The sequence below is a fragment of the Oceanobacillus luteolus genome (assembly GCF_023715655.1).
Taxonomy (GTDB): Bacteria; Bacillota; Bacilli; order Bacillales; family Amphibacillaceae; genus Oceanobacillus; species Oceanobacillus luteolus.
The window spans coordinates 1-788 of the sequence record NZ_JAMBON010000133.1 but is presented as its reverse complement, the minus strand read 5'-3'; the positions used below and the strand labels follow the sequence as shown (position 1 = coordinate 788).

The window sequence follows — 788 nt, the reverse complement described above, 5'->3', positions numbered from 1 at the left end:
TTTTGCGATTAGCTCATTCTATAAGGGAAGGAACAGTTTCAGCATCCCTTATTATGGGGAAATTAGGTTCTTATTCAAGACAAAACAGCTTGGCTACAGCCTTACGTGAGATGGGCCGAATAGAAAAAACGATCTTTATTTTGAATTATATTTCGGATGAATCATTAAGAAGAAAAATACAAAAAGGATTGAATAAAGGAGAAGCCATGAATGGACTGGCAAGAGCTATTTTCTTCGGAAAACAAGGCGAGCTTAGGGAACGAACCATACAGCATCAATCGCAAAGGGCCAGTGCCTTAAACATAATTATCAATGCCATCAGTATCTGGAATACTTTACATCTAACAAAGGCAGTTGAATATCAAAAACGGTCAGGTAGTTTTAATGAAGAATTATTGCACCATATGTCACCTCTAGGTTGGGAACATATTAATTTACTTGGAGAATACCATTTTAATTCGGAGAAAATGGTCTCGTTAGATTCTTTAAGACCATTGAAACTTTCTTAACGTTGTTAAAACTGGGGGAATCGTCTTGAAAATGGGCTTAGCGTTGTAAATTCGCATTTTCCTGACGCTACCCCAAAATGAAGTAATTCGATGTAAACTGAATTTATAGAAATAATTGAAATGATGGTGGACTTTGTGAAAATATGCACTTAAACTAAACCAGCTAATAGTTGTCAATATTTTTCTCTAAAAAACTTAAAATAATTATGATATACTTATTTTGCACATGCCAAATAACCCTCCTTAATTCTTTAATTGGAAGGCCTTGGAGTATTTGGT

The 788-nt window shown here is 34.6% G+C and carries 1 protein-coding gene; it reads left to right on the top strand.

Going from position 1 to position 788, the window contains the following annotated elements; genetic code table 11:
* Positions 1-509: Tn3 family transposase (locus M3210_RS20045; protein WP_251518060.1), on the top strand; the 509-nt coding region annotated here is incomplete at its 5' end.
* Between the last annotated feature and the right edge of the window lie 279 nt (positions 510-788).